The sequence below is a fragment of the uncultured Microbacterium sp. genome, assembly GCF_947488465.1.
GTDB lineage: Bacteria > Actinomycetota > Actinomycetes > Actinomycetales > Microbacteriaceae > Microbacterium.
Genome location: NZ_CANKZA010000005.1, coordinates 1 through 22,050, shown reverse-complemented (window position 1 = coordinate 22,050; position 22,050 = coordinate 1). Strand labels below are relative to the sequence as shown.

Genomic DNA, 22,050 nt, shown 5'->3' with positions numbered 1-22,050 from the left:
GGAAGGGAGCAGCCATGGACCTGCCCACGACGATCGCCCCGATCCCGGGTGACCCGGCGACGATCCGCTCGCGCGCGTCGCGCTTCGAGCGCACCGCCGACGCGATCCTGGATGCCGTCTCGGGCCTCCGCACGGCGATCGCGGAGACCCGCAACCACCGCAGCGATGCGCTCGACGAACTGGCCGGGAACGCGACGAATGTGGCAGACAAGCTCGCCACGCTCGAGAACCGCTATCGGGTCGCCTCCGACGCGCTGGGCGACTTCGCCACGGACCTCGAGACGGCGCAGGCGCAGGCGGCGCCCATCGTCGAGGAGCAGAGCGACGCCCAGGCGCAGCTGAGCTACGCCAACGGGCGGATCCGTGAGTTCGAGCAGCAGCGCCTGTCGATCACGGATCCCACCGAGTTGATCGACCTCAATCAGCAGCTGATCCGCATGCACGCACGGGCGAGCACCCACCAGGGCACGCTGTCGTCGGCCCAGACGCGCTTCAACACGATCCTCGAGACGCTCCGGCAGTCGGGGCGGAACGCCGCCTCGCGCTTCGAGACCGCGACGAACGGCGACGGCCTCAACGACTCGCTGCTCGACAACGTGCTCGGCTGGGTGCAGGAGAACGCGGAGATCCTGCAGGCGATCCGGCAGGTGCTGCAGGTCATCACCGCCGTGCTGTCGGTGCTGAGCTTCGTCTTCCCGGTGCTCGCACCGTTCGCCCTCGCCGCGGGTCTGCTCACCGCGGGGCTCAGCCTGCTGCTCGCGGCCGCCGGCGAGATCTCGTGGGTCGATTTCGCCCTCGACGTCCTCGCGGTCGCGACCCTCGGCGTCGGTGCGATCGCCTCGCGCGGCGTGGGCCAGGTCGTGAACCTCATGCGCGCCAACCGGCTCGCCGTCGTGAGCAACGCCCTCCCCCAGGCCACATCGCGCGGCCTGAGTGCCGCCTCGCGCCTCGTGACGAACCAGTTCGACAACGTGCTCAGCGGCGCGCTCACCTCGGTCAAGACGCCGATCCCCGGCCTCACGCTCGGCCAGAACACGCCGGCCTTCCTCCGCCGGGCCGTGGAACTCATCACCGCGAAGGGCGGCAGCAACGCCGACTTCCTCCGGTTGCTGCAGAACCCCACCGTCACCGGGAGCAACGCGACGATCGAGGCGCTCACCGCGCTCGGCCAGACGCATCGCTTCACTCAGCAGCTCGCCACCAGCACGAACATGGTCTTCCAGCAGGCCGACGCGACGCTCGGCGAGCGTCTGCCCGCCCTCCTCGACGCCCTTCCCGACGGCCTCACGGACAACGTCGTGGGCGACGCGCTCCAGGGGGCCTCCGACTGGTACAACGACAACGTCCACCAGGCGAGCACCTGGCGGGTGGGTTCGTGACGGCCGCTGTCGCCGCACGGCGGCCCCGCTACGTCCTGCCGCCCGGCTGGGCGTCGATCCCGGTGGCCGCCGACAATCGCGATACCGCCCGCGAGGTCTTCACCGAGGCGTGGCGCCGTGGCCCGCGCGACAGCATCGGTCCGTTCATCCACCGCCTCGAGGAATGGCTCGTCGACGTGCTCGACGACGCGCGCGACGCCGACTGCTTCGCTGTCGTGCTGCCCCTCGGTGTGCCCTGGCAGGTGCCGGTGTCCACCGCGATCTCGCTCAGCCTCGTGCCGACGGCGACGGGCGCGCTGCCCGTGCTGCCGCCGGGAGGCGAAGCGCGGGAGACGGATGCCGGTCCCGCCCGCCGCGTCGTCACCGACGTCCCGACGGACGGCGCCGATCCCGAGTCGCTCGCGCTCCTGCGCACGATCGAGTACACCTGGCTCGCACCGGACGGCGGGCTGCTGGTCGGGTTCGCGTCGATCTCCGGCCAACCCGTCGCGGAGTTCGCCCCGGTGACGGACGCCCTGTCGCTGCTCGTCGAGACGATGCTCGAAGCGCTCGACTGGCCGACCGTGAGCGAGGAGCCCGCATGACCCTGCGCGTGGACGCCGACCCGGCACGCTGGATGTACATCCCGTCACGGTTCCCGTGGCAGGGATACGCCCGGCTGGAGGACTGGAGCGCGACTCTCGTGAGCGTGCTCAGCGACCTCCACGGCTACGACGCCGACCAGCAGGACCTCTTCCGTTCCTACGCGGAAGGGCTCTCCCGCGGGATCGACACGGGGGAACACCGGTACGGCTACCTCACCCAGCCGCACGTGGAGGTGGCGATCGCGAGCGTGTACGAGTGGCATCGACTCGACGTCTCCGATGAGGAGCTGCTGGGCGTCCTCGATGAGCGCGCGGTGCGCCCGCCCACGGTGGAGGCGTTCGAGAGCGACGCGCTCGGCACCGGCGCGGTGAGCGTCCGCCATGTCGCCGACCCGGACGGGACGGTGAGCGCCGTCGCGCACTGGGTCTGGCGGCAGCCCGACCGCGACATCATCCTCGTGATCGGGGACGCGGACATCCCGCGGTTCCTGCGATTGCGATCCGTTTACGACGAACTGGCCCGCGCGATCTCGATCGTGCCGGGCGATGAGGGAAGGAGCTCGATATGGCCGGCAGCCTGAGACTCGACACCGAGCAGGTCCAGCAGGTGGCGAACGACATGCAGCGGATCACGCGGACGCTGGAGGATGCCGCATCCGACTCCTCGAGTCTCGCCTCGGTGATCCCCGTGCCCGAGCTCTCCCGCGCCGTCGAAGACTTCGCGGGTGGCTGGGACGACAACCGCCGGAACCTCGTCGAAGAGGTCTCGGCGCTCCGCGAGCAGGCCGCCGCCGTGGCCCAGGCGTTCGACGACGTCGATTCGCAGCTCGTCGACGCCCTCACCCGGCCGCCGCAGCCGGAGTACCAGGCCATGCCCGCGACTCACAACGGCCCCATCGCCTACTGACCGGCGACCCGGTACGACGAAGGGGTGGATGCGATCCGGCATCCACCCCTTCGTCGTACGGTGCGGCTTACAGCGCCGCGACGACCTCGCGCAGGAGCGCAGCGGTCTCGGACGGCGTCTTGCCGACCTTGACGCCGGCGGCCTCGAGGGCCTCCTTCTTCGCCTGTGCCGTGCCCGCGGAGCCCGAGACGATCGCGCCGGCGTGGCCCATGGTCTTGCCCTCGGGGGCGGTGAAGCCGGCGACGTAGCCGACGACCGGCTTCGTCACGTGGGCCTTGATGTAGTCCGCCGCACGCTCTTCGGCGTCGCCGCCGATCTCGCCGATCATGACGATCGCCTTCGTCTCGGGGTCGGCCTCGAATGCCGCGAGCGCGTCGATGTGCGTCGTTCCGATGACGGGGTCACCGCCGATACCGATCGCGGTGGAGAAGCCCAGATCACGCAGCTCGAACATCATCTGGTAGGTCAGGGTGCCCGACTTCGACACGAGGCCGACCGGGCCCTTGCCGGTGATGTTGGCGGGCGTGATACCGACCAGCGCCTCACCGGGCGTGATGATGCCGGGGCAGTTCGGACCGATGATGCGGGTCTTGTTGCCCTTGCTCTGCGCGTACGCCCAGGCCTCGGCGGTGTCGCCGACGGGCACGCCCTCGGTGATGACGACGAGCAGCGGGATCTCGGTGTCGATGGCTTCGATCATCGCGTCCTTCGTGAACGCGGGCGGCACGAACGCGATCGACACGTCGGCGCCGGTTGCGGCGATCGCCTCGGCCACCGATGCGAAGACGGGCAGGTCAATCGCGTTGCCGTCCTTGTCCGTGTGCGCGACCGTCGTGCCGGCCTTGCGGGCGTTGACGCCACCGACGACCTGGGTGCCGGCCTTGAGCATGAGCGCCGTGTGCTTGGTGCCCTCGCCGCCGGTGATGCCCTGGACGATGACCTTCGAGTCCTTGTTGAGGTAGATAGACATGTTCCTGATTCCCCTTACGCGTTCGCCAGCTCGGCGGCCTTGTCGGCGCCCTCGTCCATACCGGCGGCGAGGGTCACGAGCGGGTTGTTCGCCGCCGCGAGGATCGCGCGGCCCTCCTCGACCTGGTTGCCGTCAAGACGCACGACGAGGGGCTTGGATGCCGCATCCCCGAGGATCTCGAGCGCCTTGACGATGCCCTCCGCCACGGCGACGCACGACGTGATACCGCCGAAGACGTTGACGAACACGCTCTTCACCTGCGCGTCACCGAGGATGACGTCCAGGCCCGCGGCCATGACGGTCGCCGAGGCGCCGCCGCCGATGTCGAGGAAGTTGGCGGGCTTGACACCGCCGTGCTTCTCGCCCGCGTAGGCCACGACGTCGAGCGTCGACATGACGAGCCCGGCGCCGTTGCCGATGATGCCGACCTGGCCGTCGAGCTTGACGTAGTTGAGGCCGGATGCCTTGGCCTTCGCTTCGAGCGGGTCGGCGGCATCCTTGTCTTCGAGCTCTTCGTGCTCGGGGTGACGCACCTCGGAGGCGTTGTCGTCGAGCGTGACCTTGCCGTCGAGGGCGATGATCGAGCCGCTCGCGTCGAGGATGAGCGGGTTGACCTCGACGAGCGTCGCGCCTTCGCCCTTGTACACGTCGTAGAGCTTGACGAAGACGTCGGCGACCTTCGGCGCCAGCTCGTCGTCGAAACCGCCAGCCTGGGCGATCTCGAGCGCCTTCGCGCTGTCGATGCCGGTCAGCGGGTTGACCTCGATCTTGGCGAGGGCCTCGGGGCGCTCGACCGCGAGCTCTTCGATTTCCATGCCGCCCTCGACCGAGCACAGCGACAGGTAGGAGCGGTTGGACCGGTCGAGCAGCACCGAGAAGTAGAACTCCTTCTCGATCTGGGCGCCCGCGGCGACCATGACGCGCTTGACGACGTGCCCCTTGATGTCGAGACCGAGGATCGCCTTCGCTGCCTCAAAGGCCTCGTCTGCGGTCTTGGCGACCTTGACGCCGCCGGCCTTGCCGCGGCCTCCGGTCTTGACCTGGGCCTTGACGACGACCACACCGCCGATTTTCTCGGCTGCGGCCTTCGCCTCCTCGGGGGTGTCGGCGATGATGCCGGCAAGCACCGGCACCTCGTACTTCTCGAACAGGTCTCGTGCCTGGTACTCGTAGAGATCCACGTGCAATCCTTCGCTGGGCGACTGTGGTTTCGGTGCCGAAAGTCTCTCGATGTCGAGAGATCGACCAGTATCTCAGCCTAGTACGCGAACCTGAATGCCCGTGCCCGCCCTGAGATGCCGAGCCTGGCACGCGCGTTAGGCTCTCCCCCATGAGTGAGCCCGCTCCGACCACCGCCCGCAACACCGTCGTTGCCGCCGCCCTCGACCTGTTCGCCGCCCAGGGATTCGAGGCGACATCGGTCGAGCAGATCGCGCAGGCGGCGGGGGTGTCACGGTCGACGTTCTTTCGCCAGTTCGGGGGCAAGGATGACGTCGTCTTCAGCGACCACGACGTCTTGCTCGCGCAACTGCGGACGTTCCTGGCCGACGCCGATGCGACAGCGACAACGAACCCGTGGGCGACGGCGTGTGCGGCATCCGTCGAGGTTTTCCGTCACTTCGCCGCGGAGCCCGAACTCGCCCGCCGTCGCTACGCCGTCGTGCGCCAGGTGCCGGCGCTTCGCGAGCGCGAGATCGTCACGGTCTTCCAATACGAGCGCCTGTTCGACGAGTACCTACGGGCGGCGTTGCCGGGGCTCGACCCGATCGACGCCGTCGCCTTCTCGGCCGCGGTGACGGCCGTGCACAACCACGTGCTGCGTCGGTTGCTGCGCGGCACGGACGACGTCGCCGAGTCGGTGCTCACCGACGCGTACGACGGCCTCCTACACCGCTTCGGCGTACACCCTGACGGCGAGGATGCGCGCAGCGACGACGTCGTCGTGGCGGTCTTCCCCCGCCGGATGCCGGCCGCCGAGGTCGCCCGCCGCCTGCACGACGCGTTCTGACCGGCCCGCGCCGCATCCCTCCGTCCGCGAGACACCCACCCTGCACCGAGACACCGGGCTGCAGCGCGTGTCTCGGTGCAGCGACGGTGTCTCGCGGCCGGCGCGGGGGGGCGGGGGGCGGGGGCGGGCGGGGGCGGGGCGGGTCAGACCGTCTCGCCGGAGGCGACGGTCTCGGCCAGGGCGTGCACACGGGGCAGGTGGTGCGCGCCGTAGAAATCCGCGGCGACCAGGCGCGCGGCATCCTGCGCGTCGGGGGTCGGATGTGCGAGCACGGCCGACACCGCGAGCGCGTGCATCCATCCGCCGGCGAGGGTGCCGAGCAGCATGAGGTACGGCACACTGACCGCATGCGCGTCGCGGGGCGAGCCGCCGAATCCGATGATGTCGCCCGTCGCGCGCCGCGCGGCAGCCACGGCGCGATCGAGGCGCTCGGCCGCACGTACGGCCACGGGCTCGTCGCTCCCTCGGAGGAGCGCGGTGGTCTCGTCGATCTGCGCGAAGAAGCGCTCGGCGGTCGCGCCGCCGTCGCGGACGACCTTCCGGCCGATCAGGTCGTTGGACTGGATGGCGGTCGTGCCCTCGTAGATCGGCATGATCCGCGCGTCGCGGTAGTGCTGCGCGACGCCGGTCTCCTCGATGAAGCCCATTCCGCCGTGCACCTGGATCGCGTCGCTCGTGAGAGCCACAGCATCCTCCGTCGCCCACCCCTTGAGGATCGGCACGAAGAACTCCGCGAGCGGCAGGAACGTCGGATCAACCTCCGCACGGTCGAACAGGTCGGCGACGTAGACCCCGAGCGCGCGCATCGCGAAGATGCGGCTCGACATCGACAGCAGCATCCGCCGCACGTCCGGATGCTCGGCGATCGGCGCGCCGACACCACGGCCCAGCACGCGACCCTGTGTGCGCGACTGCGCGTACGCGACGGCCTGCTGGTACGCCCGATCCGAAATGCCCGTCGCCTGGAAACCCATGCCGATGCGGGCGGAGTTCATCATGACGAACATGCCGGCCAGGCCCCCGCCGACCTCGCCGACGAGGTATCCCGTGGCATCTTCGTAGGAGAGCACACAAGTGGGGCTCCCGTGGATGCCGAGCTTGTGCTCCAGGGCGACCGTCTCGACGGCGTTGCGTTCACCGAGAGTGCCGTCCGCACCGACCAGCAGGCGCGGGGCGACGAACAGCGACAGCCCTTTCGCTCCCTCCGGTGCGCCCGGGGTGCGCGCGAGCACCAGGTGCACGATGTTCTCGGCGATGTCGTGGTCGCCCCACGTGATGAAGATCTTCTGTCCGCGAATGGCCCACGTCCCGTCGCCGCACGGCGTCGCGATCGTGCGGATGCCGCCGAGATCGGTACCGGCATCCGGCTCGGTCAGATTCATCGTCCCCGTCCACTGACCGGAGACGAGCTTGCTGAGGTAGATCTCGCGGATCTCGTCGGATGCCGCGGCATCGAGGGCGTGGATCTGCCCGGCGGTCAGCAGCCAGCACAGGGCGAAGGCGGCGTTGGAGGCGTTCCAGATCTCGCCCAGCCCGGCTCGCACGGCTCCCGGCAGGCCGTCGCCGCCGGCCGAGACCGGCGCTTCGGCGGTGACCCATCCGGCCTCGACGAACGCACGGTATGCCTCGGCGAAACCCTCCGGCATCCGCACCTGGCCGTCCTCGAGTCGCGCGCCCACGCGGTCGCCAACCGTCTCCAGAGGTGCGAGGACGGATGCCGCGAACTCCCCGGCCCCGGCGATCACATCGAAGGCGTCCTCAGCTGTGAGGTCGCCCCCGGTCGTGCGCGCGACGATGTCGACACCGAAGGCCTCACCGAACAAGAAGGCGTAGTCGCCGGTGGGCGGCTGGTACTCGGCGGCCATGGTGCTCCTCGGAGATCTGCGCGCGGGTGCGCGATGAGACTGCGCTCCATAGTAACTGACACTGAGTATCACCGCGGCCGTCGGACTCCACGGGGACGCCCCCTCCCCCGGGTTCAGGGTCGGGTGTGGCCGCTTCCCGCGCGGGATCACGACCACACGCGACCCCGAAGGCGTGGCGCCGGGCTGCGCGGGGCGCGAAGATGGGCGACATGTACGAGATCCCCACGCCGATGCTCGCGAAGGCCGTCGCCGGGATCCCCGACCCCGCGAAGACCCCCGGCGGACTGAGCTTCGAACCGAAATGGGACGGGTTCCGCGCGATCGTCTCGTGGGACGGCACGGAGGTTGTCATCGGCTCGCGGGGCGCCAAGCCCCTGACCCGCTACTTTCCCGAACTCGTCGACGCGTGTGCGCGGCTTCTCCCCGAGCCCTGTCTTCTCGACGGAGAGATCGTCGTCGCCGCGGGCGATCCCGCTCATCTGCAGTGGGATGCCCTCTCCGCGCGCATCCATCCCGCTGCCTCGCGGGTGGCGCTGCTGTCGGAGCAGACGCCGGCGATGTTCATCGCGTTCGACCTGCTCGCCCGCGGCTCGCGTGATCTCCAGACCGAGCCCTTCGCGGTGCGCCGTGCCGAGCTCGAAGACCTGGTCGGCGGGGTCCCACATCCCGTACACCTCACCCGCACGACGACGGATGCCGCCCTCGCTGCGCGTTGGCTCGCCGAGTTCGAGGGCGCGGGGCTCGACGGTGTCGTCGCAAAGCCGCTCGGTCAGCCCTACGCTCCGGGCAAGCGCACGATGCTGAAGATCAAGCACGCGCGCACGGCAGATGTCGTGGCGATCGGGTACCGCACCCACAAGAGCGGGCAGGGCGTGGGCTCGTTGCTCGTCGGTCTCTACGGCGCGGACGGCGAGCTACACGGCGTCGGCGGCGTCGCCGCCTTCAGCGACGCGCGCCGGCGTGAGCTCATCGACGAACTGGCGCCGCTCGTCGCCCGCGACGACGACGGCGATGCCCTCACGGGCGAATCGGAACGATCACGGTTCACCGCGTCGAAGGAGGTGTCCTTCGTGCGGCTGCGCCCAGAGCGCGTCCTCGAGGTCCGCTACGACCAGCTCGAAGGCCACCGGTTCCGCCACACGGTGCAGTTCACCCGGTGGCGTCCCGATCGCGATCCGCGCTCGTGCACGTTCGGACAACTCGAGACGGTCCCCGCCTACGATCTCGCGGACGTCCTGGACTGACGCCGAAAACGGGTTCGGGCCCGCAGCGGCGCCGGACACCGGCGGCCGGCCCTGCGGGCCCGGAAGCCCCGTCGAGGCGACTTCATGACCCCGAGATTACAAGAGCCCCGCGGCCGAGGCAATGGGGGCGGCCGTGAAAAACCGCGGTTCGCCAGATCCCTCCAGCGGTGCCAGGATCGAGGCATGACAGGCCTCCCCGGCGACGCCGATCCGGTGCCCACACACACCGAGGAGCTGCGACTGGAGCCGGTGCAGTTCATCGCACGCACCGACGCCGTCATGCGCCTCGGTGCTCTCATGCTCTCGGCCGGCGCGTCGTCGGCGCGGGTCCGGGACAGCATGGAGCGCACCGCGCACGCGGTCGGCATCGACGATCTCCACTGCCGCGTCGGGATGACCGACATCGTCGCGACCGCCAGTCGTGGTCAGATGTTCCGCACGCGAGTCGCCGAGGTGCGCCGCCCCGGCGTCGATGCGACCAAGATCACCGAGCTCAAGCGCCTGACGAACGACCTCACACCCGGCATGACCCACCGGGACGTGCAACGACGTCTCGATGCGATCGAGCACCTGCCACATCAGTATCCTGTTGCGTTGCGTGTGCTGGCCGCCGCGCTCGCGTGCGCGGCCTTTGCCCTCCTGAACAACGGCGGCTGGCAGGAGTTCGTCGCCGTCGGTGTCGCCGCTGCGGCCGGCCAAGGTGTGCGGATGCTCGTGCACCGTCTCCACACGAACGAGTTCCTCCTCGTGTTCGCGTCGGCCGTCACCGCGCTGTTGATCTACCTCGCCGTCGCGCAGGTGTTCACCCTGGTCGGGCTACCGGGCGGTCAGCACGACGCTGCTCTCACGAGCGCCGTGCTCTATCTCGTGCCCGGTTTCGCGCTCGTCACGGGAGCGCTCGATCTCGCGCGCCTCGACCTCAACGCGGGCATCGCCCGGGTCGTCTACGCCGCTCTCATCCTGCTTGCCACCGGCACCGCGGTCTGGGGCGTCGCCGCCATCTTCCAGACGACGGTGACGCAGACGGCATCCCCGCAGTTCGGCGAGCCGGTGCTGTCGGTCATGCGACTGCTCGCCGGGTTCGTCGGCGTCCTCGGCTTCGCGCTGCTCTTTTCGACGCCGTGGGCGATCGCACTCGCCGCCGCCGCGCTCGGCGCCGCCGCGAACGTCGGGCGTCTGTCCCTCGTGGATGCCGGAGTCACGCCACCGGCGGCCGCCGCCGCGGCAGCCCTGGCCGTCGGCCTGGGTGCCTTCTTCGTGTCCGATCGGCTCCGGGCTGCGCGGGTGACGATCACCGTGCCGGCCGTTCTCATCATGGTGCCGGGCGCCGCCGCGTACCGATCGATCGCCGGGATCATCGACGGCGACACCCTCGCCGCGATCCAGAACGGGTTCACGGCGGTGTTCGTCGTCGTCGCGCTCGCGATCGGGTTGACCGTCGCGCGGGTGCTGACCGAACGCGAGTGGTCTCGACCCCGGCCCTGAGTGACCCTTGTCAAGCCATGCGACGAAAACCCGCACGTCGGTTAGCGTCATCGCATGGGAATCTTCCGGCGTGACTCGTCTCCTCTCCCCGTGACGGGACATCTGACCGTCGACGCACGGCAGGATCGGGCGCTCGGGCGGTTGTGGGCCGACGGTTTCGGCTCGCTCGCGATCCGCTGCCTGCAGCTGATCCTCGTGGTAACGGTTGCCGGTGCGGTGATCTTCGGCATCCAGCTGATCACGGTCGTCACGATCCCCCTCGTCCTCGCCCTGATCCTGGCGTCGGCCTTCGCGCCGGTCATGCGATGGATGCGGGGGCACGGCGTCCCGTCGATCGTCGCGACGCTCGTGACGCTCCTCGCCATTGTGGCGCTCCTCGGCGGCGTCGGCTGGCTCATCGTCTGGGCCGTGCAGAACCAGTGGGACGATCTGGCCACGCAGGCTCAACAGGGCTTCCAGGATGTCGTGGCGTGGGTCAACACCCTGCCTTTCGCGCCCTCTCCCGCCCAGTTGGACGAGTGGATGGGTGCCCTCACCGACTTCGTCACGAGCGCGCAGTTCGGTTCGGGTGCGCTGGCCGGCGTCGGCGCGGTCGCCAACTTCGTGACCGGTTTCATTCTTCTCGTCACGGTGCTCTTCTTCTTCCTGAAGGACGGCCCGCAGATGTGGGCCTTCCTCCTGCGCCCCTTCCGCGGCGCGGAGTACGAGCGTGCACGCCGAATCGGCGATAAGACGGTCTCGACCCTCGGGTCCTACATCCGCGGGACGGCCGCCGTCGCCGCCGTCGATGCGATCGGCATCCTCATCGGACTCCTCATCCTGCAGGTGCCGCTCGCCCTGCCGCTTGCGGCACTCGTGTTCATCCTCGCGTTCATCCCGATCGTCGGTGCGACCGTCGCCGGCATTCTCGCGGCGCTCGTCGCCCTCGTCGCCAACGGATGGGTCGTCGCGCTCCTCGTGGTCGGCGTCGTCGTCCTCGTCAACCAGCTCGAGGGCAACTTCCTCCAACCGTTCCTCATGGGGCGCTCGATGAAGTTGCACGCCTTCGTCGTTCTGGTCGCCTTGACCGTCGGCGCGGTCGTCGGCGGCATCGTCGGGGCGATCCTCGCGGTGCCGATCACCGCGGTCGCCTGGGGCATCGTGCAGGTGTGGGACGGGCCGAACATGCCCGCCCGGTGGGCGCGCCCGAAGCATGCGGGCGACCCTGCACTGCAGGACTGATCAGGTCTTCTTCGCGCGGCTCGGCTGCACGCGCGGCGGCTCACCGGGCATCTTCGGGAACTCCGGCGGGAACGGCAGCTCCCCGAGCCCTGCGTCGACGTCGCGCTGCCACCACGCCAGGAGCGTGTCGATGCGGCCGGGGGCCTCCTGCAGATCCCGCCATGGGTCGCCGATCTCGGCCAGGCGCTCGGGTACCGTCCGCACGGTGAAAACGGCGGGGTCGACACCGGCATCCAGCTCGTCCCAGGTGATGGGTGTGGCGACCGTCGCGATCGGCAACGCGCGAGGGCTGTAGGCGCCGGCCATCGTGCGATCACGGTTCGCCTGATTGAAGTCGATGAAGATGCGTTCGCCCCGCTCTTCCTTCCACCAGGCGGTGGTGACCTTGTCGGGCAGGCGACGCTCGAGCTCCCGCCCCGCGGCGATGACGGCGTGACGCACATCGAGGAACTCATGCGTCGGCTCGATCGGGCAGAACACGTGGATGCCGCGGTTTCCGCTCGTCTTCAGCCACGGCTCGAGGCCCGCTTCGCGGAGCACCTCACGCAGGGCCGGCGCGACGGCCGCGGCATCGGCGAAATCCGTCCCGGGTTGCGGGTCGAGGTCGATGCGCAGTTCCACCGGATTGTCCGTGTCGTCCGCCAGCGATGCCCACGGATGGAAGACGACCGCGTTCATCTGCACGGCCCAGACGATCGCCGCGGCCTCATCGAGGACGACCTGCGGATGCTTCCGACCGCTGTTGTAGGTGCACATCACCTCATGCACATAGTCCGGAGCTCCGCGCGGTGGGTTCTTCGAGAAGAACGCTTCGCCGTCGACCGAGTCGGGGAATCGCTCGAGTGACACCGGTCGATGCCCGTTCGCCCGCAGGAACGGCTCCGCGACGGCGATCGTGTACTCGGCGAGCTCCCGCTTCGTGATCCCGAGCGCGGGCCAGATCACTCGGTTCGGGCTCGACAGCGACACGTCGCGGTCACCGACCTGCAGGGACACACGTTCCGAAGCCATGCCCCGACCCTAGGCGCCGCCGCGCAACCGCGATAGGCCTCGGACCGACGCGGTCAGTCGGCGAGGGTGAGCACGGGTGCGAGCTGCTCGCGGTCCAGCGCGATCCATGGACCGCCCGGGTCGACCACGATGCCCGTCAGGCCGACATCCGCCGTGAGCGCCTTGCCCAGCTGTGCGCCCGTCAGCGGCAGCGGCCGATCGCCGCGACGCATCGCGAGCACCTCGAGCGGGTGTGAGAAGACTTCGAGCCGGCGCTGACCGTCGGTCGTGCGCGACTCGGCGAGGCCGAGTCGGGCGCCGTCGTCCGAGTTGCCACCCGCGACCCAGAGCTTCACACGCGTGAGCGCATCGACCACGTCGAGGACCGTCAGTTCATGCCGCGGTGCGCTCAGGAGAGACTTGAGCGTGAGCTCGGGGTCGGCTTCGTCCAGTGCCTTCTGGATAAGAGGTGTCGGCAGCACGATCCGCGAACCGGTCACGGCGTGGTCGAGGATCATGCCGGCATAGGGGCCGGCCACGGCGTTTCGCAGAATGTTCACGGCCGGCTGGCTGATCGCCGACGTGGCCGAGTCGCCATCGGCGCGGATGCTGGCCTGCAGCGCCGCGCCTCCGCTGAACGCGAGAAGGAACCGGTTCTCCCCGATCGTCGACACCGCGAGGGTGAGCTGTTCCCCGGCGGCAAGCAGACTGCGGGCATCGCCGCGCACGCGGACGTACAGGTGCCCCTGCATCGCCTGGCGCATCACGTTCATGACGTCGAGGTTCTCGGGCTTGTCGGGCAGCGCATCGAGCGCGGCCTTGAGCACCACGTTGTCCACGAGTCCCGGAATCGTCTCGGTCGGAGTCGGTGCTTCGGCGGCCGCCGGCCGGCGCTTCACCGGCGTCGGCTGACCGAACGTCGACACCGAGATCCCGACTTCGGGGACGTACTCGTCCGGAACCGAGTCCGGCAGGTCAGCGGCGACAGGTGCCGGTGCGACCTCGACCGGCTCGGCCGGCGCGACCTCGGTTGCGGCGGCATCCTTCTTCGGGCGACGGGAGAACAGAGCCATTGTGCGAGCCTAACCCGGGTCAGAGTTTGCTGATCGGCGCGATCTTGATGAGGAGCTTCTTGGGTCCGGCCGAGTCGAACCGGACGTGCGCGATGCGTTTGGCGCCCTCGCCGGTCACCATGTCGACGCGTCCCTCACCGAAGTCGTCGTGGCGGATGCGGTCTCCCGCCGCGAGTTCGAGGTCGCTGTTGTCGCGCACCTTCGCGGGGATGCGGTTCGCGAACTTCGAGATGTCGCCGGCCGGGCGATCGCGCTTCGGCAGCGGGACGAGGTCGTCGCCGTAGCGATTGCCGCCGGAACCGGAGCCCCCGAACCCTCCGCCGGGCCGCCGCGCGTTGAGCGCCCGCGACTGCGTGCCGCCGCGCGAATTGACGTCGCCGGGCGACTGACGCCAGTCGATCAGATCGTGCGGAATCTCCTGCAGGAACCGGCTCGGCATCGCGACGGTGACCTCACCGAACTGGGCGCGGGTCATGGCGAGCGAGAGATGCAGACGCTGGCGCGCTCGGGTGATGCCGACGTAGAACAGCCGCCGCTCTTCCTGCGGCCCGCCCGGCTCACCGGCGGAGATCCGGTGCGGGAGGAGATCCTCCTCCACACCGGTGAGGAAGACAGCGTCATACTCGAGGCCCTTCGCCGTGTGCAGGGTCATGAGCGAGACCGAACCGGTCGCGTCGTCGAGGTCGTCGGCATCCGACACGAGCGCGACTTCCGTCAAGAAATCCAGCAACGTGCCCTCGGGGTTGTTCCGCGCGAATTCGCGGGTCACGGCGACGAGCTCGTCGAGGTTCTCCACGCGGGCTTCGTCCTGCGGATCTTTCGAAATGCGCAGCGCATCGAGGTACCCGCTCGCCCCGAGCAAGACGTTCAGCCCGTCGGTCACCGCCGTCGGGGGTGCAACCTCACCCGAGGCGGGGAGCATGATCGCGGTCGCCTCGACCAGGACGGCATCGAGATGGGCGATCGCCTTCTGGATCTTGGGCCCGACGCCCAGCGCCGACGCATTGGCCAGGGCGTCGCGGAAGGAGATCCCCTCTTCCGCCGCAAACCGGGCGATCGCCGTCTCGGTCACATCGCCGATTCCGCGCCGCGGCTTGTTCAGGATGCGGCGGACCGCGAGCTCATCAGCCGGGTTGGCGACCGCGACGAGGTAGGCGAGCGCATCCTTGATCTCGGCCCGATCGTAGAACTTCGTGCCCCCCATGATCTTGTAGGGCACGGCCGAGCGGATGAAGATCTCCTCCAGCGCCCGCGACTGCGAGTTGGTGCGGTAGAAGACCGCCATCTCGGCGTAGTCGACGCCCGCCTTGTGCAGGACCTCGATCTCGTCGGCGACGAACTGCGCCTCGTCGTGTTGCGAGTAGCCCGTGAAGCCGACGATCTTCTCGCCCGCGCCGACGTCGGTCCAGAGCTTCTTGTCTTTGCGATCGAAGTTGTTGCCGATGACGGCGTTCGCGGCGCTCAGGATTGTCTGGGTCGAACGGTAGTTCTGCTCGAGCAGCACGACCTTGGCACCGGGATAGTCGCGCTCGAACTCGGAGATATTGCGAATGTCCGCGCCGCGGAAAGCGTAGATCGACTGGTCGGAGTCGCCGACGACCGTGAGCGATGCGCCCTCTGCCTGCGGCGTCGGCGCGTCGAAGATCATCATCCCGCCGCTCTCGAAGTGGTCGCCGGCAGCGCCACTCGGCGGTCGGGTGAGCTCGTGGATGAGGGCGTACTGCGCGTGATTGGTGTCCTGATACTCATCGACCAGGATGTGCCGGAAGCGCCGGCGATACACGTCGGCGACGTGCGGGAACGCACGGAAGAGGTAGACCGTCTGCGCGATCAGGTCGTCGAAGTCGAACGCGTTGGCCTTCTGGAGCGCGCGCTGATAGTCGCCGAAGATCTCGACGAACAGACGCTCCGCGGGGTCGGACATATTCGCCGTGCGTCCGTACGACTCCGCATCGGCGAGTTCGTTCTTGAGCTTCGAGATACGCGACTGGACGGCTGCCGGGGTCAGACCGAACGCATCCGCTTCATGCTCCTTCACGAGACGCTTGATGAGCGCCCGCGAGTCGCCGGAGTCATAGATCGTGAAGCTCTTCGTGAACCCGAACTGCTCGGCTTCGCGGCGGAGAATGCGCACACAGGCCGAGTGGAAGGTGGAGATCCACATCCCTTGCGCCGTGTCACCGACGAGCTGCTGTACTCGCTCGCGCATCTCGCCCGCGGCCTTGTTCGTGAACGTGATCGCGAGGATCTGGCTCGGCCAGGCCTCGCGCGTGCGCAGCAGTGAGGCGATGCGGCGGGTCAGCACGCTCGTCTTACCGGAGCCGGCGCCCGCGACGATCAGGAGCGCCGCACCGCGGTAGGTGACGGCCTCGCGCTGCGGCGCGTTGAGGCCCGCGAGGAGGTCTTCGTCGGGGCGCCCCGAGCCCGGCGCGGATCCCGTGCCTGCGGGTCCGACGATGACGGGCTTGATGGCGTCGCTCATAACCTGACAAGTCTAGGTCGCCCCACCCCCACCACCTCCCGCGGGCCGCCGCCGCGGCATCCCGCCCGGGCTCGCCCCCTCCCCCCGTTCCGTATTCAGTCTCCAGGGCGCCGGAACCGCCCGACACGCCGCGATTGCGCCCCTCGGCTCCGCGCACAGACTGAATACGGATCGCATCGCCCTCGTCACCGGCCCAGCCGACGGGTGAGAATGAGTGCATGCGCACACTGCTCAACATCATCTGGCTGATACTCGCCGGGTTCTGGCTGTTCCTGGGGTATGTCCTCGCGGGTGTGCTCCTGTGCATCCCGATCATTACGATCCCGTGGGCGATCGCCTCGTTCCGCACCGCCGGATACGTCCTGTGGCCGTTCGGACGCACGATCGTCGCCAAGCCCACCGCCGGTGTCGCGTCGTTCATCGGCAACGTGATCTGGGTGATCTTCGCCGGCTGGTGGCTGGCGCTTGCGCACCTGATGAGCGGCATCGCCCTGTGCCTCACGATCATCGGCATCCCGATGGCGATCGCCGACTTCAAGATGATCCCGATCTCCCTCATGCCGCTCGGCAAGGACATCGTTTCCACGCGCCAGGGCGCCTTCGACCGCACCCTGTAGACGATCTGATGAATCCCATGGACAGCTCGCTGATCTCCACGATCGCCGCGATCGCCGTCCTCACCGCCGGGCTCATCGTGCTCGTCGCCACGCGTCGGCGCGGACGCAAAGACATCGCCGACAGCGCGAGAGCCGCCGTCACCACCGGGGCCGTACCGGTCAGCGACAGTGCGGATCCGGATGCCGCCGCAACCGTCGCGGCATCCGAGGCCCTCGGAATCGCGATGATCGATGCCGGCTACTCCGTGGAGACGGTGCAGCTCGCGCTCAGCGAGGTCGCCCACACCAATCGGCTGCCAGCGAGTGACGTGCTCGTCTTTCCGAACGGTTTGATGGTGTCGGCCAAGGGCGAGGGCCAGCGCAGCAGCGGAGCGATCAGCAGCGGCAACGGCGGGCTCCTCTTCTCTCAGATCGACGAAGTGCAGCGCACGGTCGATGCCGTGCGCATCGGCATCCTGGATCCCGCATCGACCATCACCCGCATCGAACGGATCCGCGCGATGGCGCCCCTGTACGCCTGGCCGCTCCGGGTGGTCGGCTACGGGTTCCTCAGTTCGGCGCTTGCTGTTCTTCTGGGCGCCACGTGGATCGGGGTCGCGCTGGCGAGTGTGCTCGGACTTCTCACCGGCGGTGCGCTCCTCGTCGGCGATCGCGTTCCCCGGCGCTACACCGCACTCATCACCGTCGCGGTCGCCTTCACGGTGTCCGTCGTGATCTTCGCGCTGCTCCGCGCGGGGTGGGGAGCCGGCATCCTCGCCGCATTGATCGCCCCGCTCGTGGTGCTTCTGCCGGGAACGCTCCTGACGACGGCAACGCTCGAACTGGCCACCGGGCAGATGATCTCCGGCGCGGGCAGGCTCGCCGCCGGCGCGATGCAACTCGTCTTGCTCGGTGCGGGGATCGTGACTGCGGCCGCGGTCGTCGGGGTGCCCGATTTCGACTTCACCGAGAACCCGGAGGCGCTCGGACCGTTCGCCCCCTGGGTCGCGGTGGCCGTCTTCGGCGTCGGGATCTCCCTCCACCGCAGCGCTCCACCCCGCAGCATCGGCTGGATCCTGTTCGTCCTCTACGTCGCCTACTCGGCACAGGTCCTCGCCGACCTCGCCGTCGGCGGTGTCCTCTCCGCGTTCGTGGGCGCACTGGTGGTCACCCCGGTCACCGCACTGGTCGCCCGCCAGCCGTCCGGCCCTGCCGCCCTCGTCAGCTTCACACCGGCCTTCTGGTTGCTCGTCCCCGGAGCGATCGGGCTTGTGGGAGTTGCCGATCTGCTCGGCGGCGATGGGGCTGCCGCGACGTCCCTGCTGACCACACTCTCGACCATGGTCGCCATCTCGCTGGGGGTACTGGCCGGATCGAGTTTTTCGAATCGGATGCAGCGCCCCGCCCTCTGAACCCCGGGATGCCCGATCGGGAGCCGACACCAATCGACACATCCCGCAACCCCGCGACACACAGGCGCACCGTGTCGGGGGATCGGGTTAGCGTGAAAGAGTTCCCGGGAGACCGGGGCATCGCGGCGATCCGGGTGGTCCCGGGCACCGGTTCATACCCGGTCGTGCTGTGGGTTCGACTCCCGCCGTCGCGTCTCTTCACGAAAGGCCGCGATCCCAATTGTTTCAAGGGAGCGTGGCCGCTTTGCTCCTCTTCGGTGACGACCATCCGGACACCAGGTCGACACACCTTGACCACGACGCCCAGTTTCGCGTTTTCGTCACGTGGATCACTCTTCCGATTTTCCTGTAATCAGGATTACATGTAGTCCCGTAACTGTGATCATTTGAATACCTGGAAGCCGGGAGAGCGATGAAAGGCAACGAGCTGGTGTGGCGCGCTCTCGCGGATCGCGCTCAGGATGTCGGTTCGCCACGAAGCCCGGCCGCGCGTCGGTGCGCCCTGCTATGCCGGCTCACCTGCCAGCCGCGCGCGACGATCCTCTTCACGCTTCGAGTACGCGGCCGCGCGGATCGCTTCGTCCGACTCCAAGCCCGTTCCGAGCGCACCGCCGATGGTCGCTACCGACGCAACGAACCAGGTGAGCACGAACAGATCGCCGTAGTCGAACTTTGTGCCGAGCGAATCGCCCATCACCGCCGGGTCGAGAACGAACAGCGCCCAGGCCAGATTCACTGCGTACAGGGCGAGGTAGCAGATGACGACTCCGACCGTCAGAGACAGCAGAGTCGAGGTGTTGTACAGACGGGACCTTTCCCGAGCCTGCGCTGAATCGCCTTCGGGACGGTCCCAGAGTTTCCCGTCGATCACGATCCAGGTGATCACGATCGCGATGGACGCGATGGTCGCCACCGCGAGGCGCCACCCCGACAGTGACGCGGCGAGCAGCCACACCGTCGGTTCGATCGTCGCGATCGCGCCGGTTGCCAATGCCGCAACGAGCCCGGACTTGAGTCCTGCTGCGAGCAGCCACGGGCGATTCGCCAGCACCATGCCCAGAAGCACCCGCCCACGGGCGCTGAGCCCCGGGAGGGGCAGGCGCTGCTCTTCAGGCATCGTGGGTTCTGCCATGCCGCTGACGAGTCCTCGAACGGCATGACGGGCACGGGTGCGGACTCGGAACCCGCCGAGAGCGGGGAGGGAGAGCACAGCCGACTGGCGCTGGGGGTCGAGCGCGGCAAGTAGGTAGCGGCCATCCACGTCGCGGAGCGGCAACTCGGTCACACCGATGACGAGGTCCCACTCCTTCTGCTCGGCATGCGCCCGTAGCCGTGCCAAGGCGATGTCAACGTCCTCAGACCCCCGGGTGAAGGGTTCGCTCACCAGCTCGATATCCCAGACCCCGGCGTCAGCTCCGACCGGCGGGACGAGGTCGGTCATTCGGCGAGCGACTTCGGTGGGCGAGGCCGGATCCGCCACGAGGCCCACGCGGATCGGCTCCATCTCCTCAACGTACACCCCGCGTCGAGGGCGGTGGGCTGAGCCCGCGTAGAGGCGTTCTCGACGTCGCGACGTTCCTAGCCCATCACCATGCTTGCGAAGCGCGTTCGGGGCGCGCGTACCCGCACTCGGCTGAGAGACGTCCGGACCCGCTCAGACGCCGGTCTCGGCCGGGAGGCGTCCGGATGCGACGGCGCGTCGCAGCAGCTCGAAGTCGGCCTCGGCGACATCGGCGTAGGCGGCCGACCATGCCGCCGTTGCCTCGGCGAATTCCTCAGATCGGCCGAGGTAGCCCACGATTGCGGCCGAGGCGGGCGACTGCCCGTGCGCCCGAGCGAGGAGTGCGGCGCACAGCGCGCCGTACGAGCGGAACTGGTCGGCGTCGAGCGAGTCCGGTTCGATCGACCCCTTCATGTCGCGGAACTGCCGCCAGTAGTAATCCACCCGGTGACGGTCTGCAGAGTCACCGGCCCAGCCACGCATCCATCCGACGAAAAGGTCGGAATTCGCCTGCAGGATCCGCTGGGCGGCGACGACGCGGTGGCCCTCGACGAAATCCGTCGTGCCCGGGCGACCGGGGATGATCGACCGCCGGCCCCCGTACGTTTCCAAGACGGACGGCGGAGCCTCCTTGGCCTGGAGGAACAGGATGTCGCCGGTGGGGCCCTCGACGGCGAGCAGGTAGCAGCGGGTGCCGACACTGCCGACACCGACGACCCGCAGGGCGAAGTCGACCACGCGGTACTGCTCCAGAAGGAACGCGATGTCCTCGCGCAGGGTCGCGCGGTACTGGGTGAAGAGGTCGGTGACCTCGCCCAAGGTCGCGTGGTCGACGTGACGCAGGACGGGGGGTTGATCGACGATGCGGATGCCGCCCTGCACCGAAAACGTCGTCAGGCGCTGCACGAGCCGCTCGGAAGTGCGCGCGCGGGCCTTCTTCGCCGCCTCGCGGACAGTCTTCTCGCCCTTCTTGCCCAGGCGACTGGCGACCGCGGACGTGTCGACCCGAGAGTAGTAGCGCTCCCGCGTAGAGAGGCGGCAATAGGCCTGCAGCGTTTCGCGGTAGGCGTCCGCCGCGGCGAAGGCCGCGCCTCGGCATGCGTCCTCGCTCATGCCGATGTCGCGCCCGCTGATGTGCACGCTCGCGGTGAGCCGGCGCACATCCCACTCCCACGGCGCGACGCCGCCCTCGTCGAAGTCGTTGAGGTCGAAAACGAGCGCGCGTTCGGGCGAGGCGAAGAAACCGAAATTCGAGATATGGGCGTCGCCGCACGAGACGACCTCGAGGTCGGTGGTGGGTGCGCCGCGCAGGTCGGCTGCCATGACCGCCGCCGTGCCCCGGTAGAACGCGAACGGCGATTGCAGCATCCGTCCCACACGAACCGGCACGAGATCCTTCAGTCTCGACGCGTGCTGTTCCTCGAGGATGCCGAGGGGATCCCGGTCGACGGGGAGGACAAGCTCGGCCAGGTCTCGCCGCGGAAGACGCTTGCGCACGCGCCGCCCGGCTTCGCTCGCGGATGACCGCCGCTCGCCGTTGCCCATGTGCGCAGGGTACCCCGGGACGGGGAGCGACAGGGGCGGACGGTCACATACACAGTTCCCACTCCTTGCCGCCCGCGGGGCGGGGCGCGCCATCGTGAGCCCCGCGCGAGAGTGCTGGTGACCAGCCCGATCAGCGACCTGTCGCAAATCGCCGACCAGGAATAGCCACGACCGATGGGGGGCCCCGGCGGGCCGGTTCAGGTGTCGGGTTCGTTCGACGGCGTTCCCACCGGCGGGCTGTCTCGCTGATGCAGCGACATTGACCGATTGCGGGCGTCGTTTAGCGAGACCGACACCGTGTCGAGGTCGTTGTCGAAGAGGTCAGCGTAGACGTCCAGCGTCATCGCCGCAGACGCATGCCCCAACATCCGTTGCACTGCCTTGACGTTCGCGCCCGAGCTGATCGCGAGTGACGCCGCGGTGTGGCGGAGGTCGTGGACGGTCATCCGCTCGAGTCCCGCCGCATCGAGTGCGGTCATGAACCACGACCGCGATGCGCCCGAGGAGCGCGGGCGGCCTACGTAGTCGACACCGTCGCCGAAGAGCAGGCCGTCGCGGGTCTTTCTTTCGCACATCATCGCGATCGACAGCTCGAGGAGCTCCGGAAGCGGAACGGAGCGCAGCTCCGCGCTAGTCTGCGGATTCGCAGCAGGGGATGCAAACTAGCGTGGAATACGCAACATTTATCCGGATCCGACACCGACGCCTAGATGTGATGTCCAGGCAGGTTGTTGAGTCTGCTGATGGGTGCGGCTCCGACTGCGGAGTGGTGCCTGTGATGATTGTAG

Annotated in this window: 19 protein-coding genes and 1 tRNA gene; 11 read left to right on the top strand and 9 right to left on the bottom strand. The window is 68.8% G+C overall.

Annotated features, from left to right (window positions below; all coding sequences use genetic code 11):
* Positions 1-14: 14 nt before the first annotated feature.
* Genes Q0653_RS11340 through Q0653_RS11325 form a run of 4 tightly spaced genes read left to right on the top strand, consistent with a single transcriptional unit; the run spans position 15 to position 2,870 of the window.
* Positions 15-1,379 (top strand): hypothetical protein, encoded by a 1,365-nt coding sequence (locus tag Q0653_RS11340; RefSeq protein ID WP_298944666.1) that lies wholly within the window; start codon positions 15-17, stop codon positions 1,377-1,379.
* Positions 1,376-1,963, top strand: a complete 588-nt coding sequence (locus tag Q0653_RS11335; protein ID WP_298944665.1) for a hypothetical protein — start codon at positions 1,376-1,378, stop codon at positions 1,961-1,963. The genes Q0653_RS11340 and Q0653_RS11335 overlap by 4 nt, the downstream gene beginning before the upstream one ends.
* Positions 1,960-2,544, top strand: a complete 585-nt coding sequence (locus Q0653_RS11330; protein ID WP_298744387.1) for a hypothetical protein — start codon at positions 1,960-1,962, stop codon at positions 2,542-2,544. The genes Q0653_RS11335 and Q0653_RS11330 overlap by 4 nt, the downstream gene beginning before the upstream one ends.
* Entirely contained in the window at positions 2,529-2,870 is a 342-nt protein-coding gene (locus Q0653_RS11325) for a hypothetical protein (RefSeq protein WP_298744385.1), read from the top strand. Before Q0653_RS11330 ends, Q0653_RS11325 begins: the two co-directional genes overlap by 16 nt.
* Positions 2,871-2,937: 67 nt before the next feature.
* Here Q0653_RS11325 and sucD read toward each other — a convergent pair whose 3' ends face one another.
* Together sucD and sucC are read right to left on the bottom strand one after the other, a co-directional pair.
* On the bottom strand, positions 2,938-3,840 hold the full coding sequence (gene sucD / locus Q0653_RS11320; protein WP_298944664.1) for a succinate--CoA ligase subunit alpha: 903 nt from the start codon (positions 3,838-3,840) through the stop codon (positions 2,938-2,940).
* A 14-nt stretch (positions 3,841-3,854) separates the two neighbouring features.
* Complete coding sequence (gene sucC, locus Q0653_RS11315; RefSeq protein ID WP_298944663.1) at positions 3,855-5,021, bottom strand: ADP-forming succinate--CoA ligase subunit beta; 1,167 nt, start codon at positions 5,019-5,021, stop codon at positions 3,855-3,857.
* A gap of 149 nt (positions 5,022-5,170) precedes the next feature.
* Here sucC and Q0653_RS11310 point away from each other — a divergent pair, with 149 nt between their 5' ends.
* Positions 5,171-5,848 (top strand): TetR/AcrR family transcriptional regulator, encoded by a 678-nt coding sequence (locus Q0653_RS11310; RefSeq protein ID WP_298944662.1) that lies wholly within the window; start codon positions 5,171-5,173, stop codon positions 5,846-5,848.
* A gap of 143 nt (positions 5,849-5,991) precedes the next feature.
* Here the strand turns inward: Q0653_RS11310 and Q0653_RS11305 are convergent, their stop codons facing one another.
* On the bottom strand, positions 5,992-7,713 hold the full coding sequence (locus Q0653_RS11305) for an acyl-CoA dehydrogenase (protein WP_298944661.1): 1,722 nt from the start codon (positions 7,711-7,713) through the stop codon (positions 5,992-5,994).
* A 209-nt stretch (positions 7,714-7,922) separates the two neighbouring features.
* Here Q0653_RS11305 and Q0653_RS11300 point away from each other — a divergent pair, with 209 nt between their 5' ends.
* The 3 genes from Q0653_RS11300 to Q0653_RS11290 all read left to right on the top strand — a co-directional run bounded on the left by Q0653_RS11300 (position 7,923) and on the right by Q0653_RS11290 (position 11,663).
* Positions 7,923-8,957 carry an ATP-dependent DNA ligase gene (locus tag Q0653_RS11300; protein ID WP_298944660.1) on the top strand — a complete coding sequence of 345 codons (1,035 nt, stop codon included), beginning with the start codon at positions 7,923-7,925 and terminating at the stop codon, positions 8,955-8,957.
* 183 nt (positions 8,958-9,140) lie between these two features.
* Positions 9,141-10,442: a threonine/serine exporter family protein gene (locus Q0653_RS11295; protein WP_298944659.1), complete on the top strand. Its 1,302-nt coding sequence runs from the start codon at positions 9,141-9,143 to the stop codon at positions 10,440-10,442.
* A 54-nt stretch (positions 10,443-10,496) separates the two neighbouring features.
* Complete coding sequence (locus Q0653_RS11290) at positions 10,497-11,663, top strand: AI-2E family transporter (RefSeq protein ID WP_298944658.1); 1,167 nt, start codon at positions 10,497-10,499, stop codon at positions 11,661-11,663.
* Here Q0653_RS11290 and ligD read toward each other — a convergent pair whose 3' ends face one another.
* The 3 genes from ligD to Q0653_RS11275 are packed head-to-tail and all read right to left on the bottom strand — an operon-like array spanning position 11,664 to position 16,208.
* Positions 11,664-12,674, bottom strand: coding sequence for a non-homologous end-joining DNA ligase (gene ligD / locus Q0653_RS11285; protein ID WP_298944657.1), 1,011 nt, complete (start codon positions 12,672-12,674; stop codon positions 11,664-11,666).
* Positions 12,675-12,727: 53 nt separating this feature from the next.
* Entirely contained in the window at positions 12,728-13,726 is a 999-nt protein-coding gene (locus Q0653_RS11280; RefSeq protein WP_298944656.1) for an SseB family protein, read from the bottom strand.
* Positions 13,727-13,745: 19 nt separating this feature from the next.
* Positions 13,746-16,208, bottom strand: coding sequence for a UvrD-helicase domain-containing protein (locus tag Q0653_RS11275; protein ID WP_298944655.1), 2,463 nt, complete (start codon positions 16,206-16,208; stop codon positions 13,746-13,748).
* Positions 16,209-16,426: 218 nt separating this feature from the next.
* Here Q0653_RS11275 and Q0653_RS11270 point away from each other — a divergent pair, with 218 nt between their 5' ends.
* The 3 genes from Q0653_RS11270 (at position 16,427) to Q0653_RS11260 (ending at position 18,410) form a co-directional block, all read left to right on the top strand.
* Positions 16,427-16,825, top strand: coding sequence for a YccF domain-containing protein (locus Q0653_RS11270; protein WP_298744361.1), 399 nt, complete (start codon positions 16,427-16,429; stop codon positions 16,823-16,825).
* 8 nt (positions 16,826-16,833) lie between these two features.
* Positions 16,834-18,216: a threonine/serine exporter family protein gene (locus Q0653_RS11265; RefSeq protein ID WP_298944654.1), complete on the top strand. Its 1,383-nt coding sequence runs from the start codon at positions 16,834-16,836 to the stop codon at positions 18,214-18,216.
* Between the two features lie 121 nt (positions 18,217-18,337).
* Positions 18,338-18,410: transfer RNA gene (locus Q0653_RS11260), tRNA-Met, on the top strand.
* Positions 18,411-18,721: 311 nt separating this feature from the next.
* Here Q0653_RS11260 and Q0653_RS11255 read toward each other — a convergent pair.
* From Q0653_RS11255 to Q0653_RS11245, 3 genes are all read right to left on the bottom strand, one after another.
* Positions 18,722-19,720 carry a hypothetical protein gene (locus Q0653_RS11255; protein WP_298944653.1) on the bottom strand — a complete coding sequence of 333 codons (999 nt, stop codon included), beginning with the start codon at positions 19,718-19,720 and terminating at the stop codon, positions 18,722-18,724.
* Between the two features lie 150 nt (positions 19,721-19,870).
* Positions 19,871-21,262, bottom strand: coding sequence for a DUF2252 domain-containing protein (locus tag Q0653_RS11250; RefSeq protein ID WP_298944652.1), 1,392 nt, complete (start codon positions 21,260-21,262; stop codon positions 19,871-19,873).
* A gap of 197 nt (positions 21,263-21,459) precedes the next feature.
* Positions 21,460-21,837, bottom strand: a complete 378-nt coding sequence (locus tag Q0653_RS11245) for a tyrosine-type recombinase/integrase (RefSeq protein WP_366521988.1) — start codon at positions 21,835-21,837, stop codon at positions 21,460-21,462.
* Between the last annotated feature and the right edge of the window lie 213 nt (positions 21,838-22,050).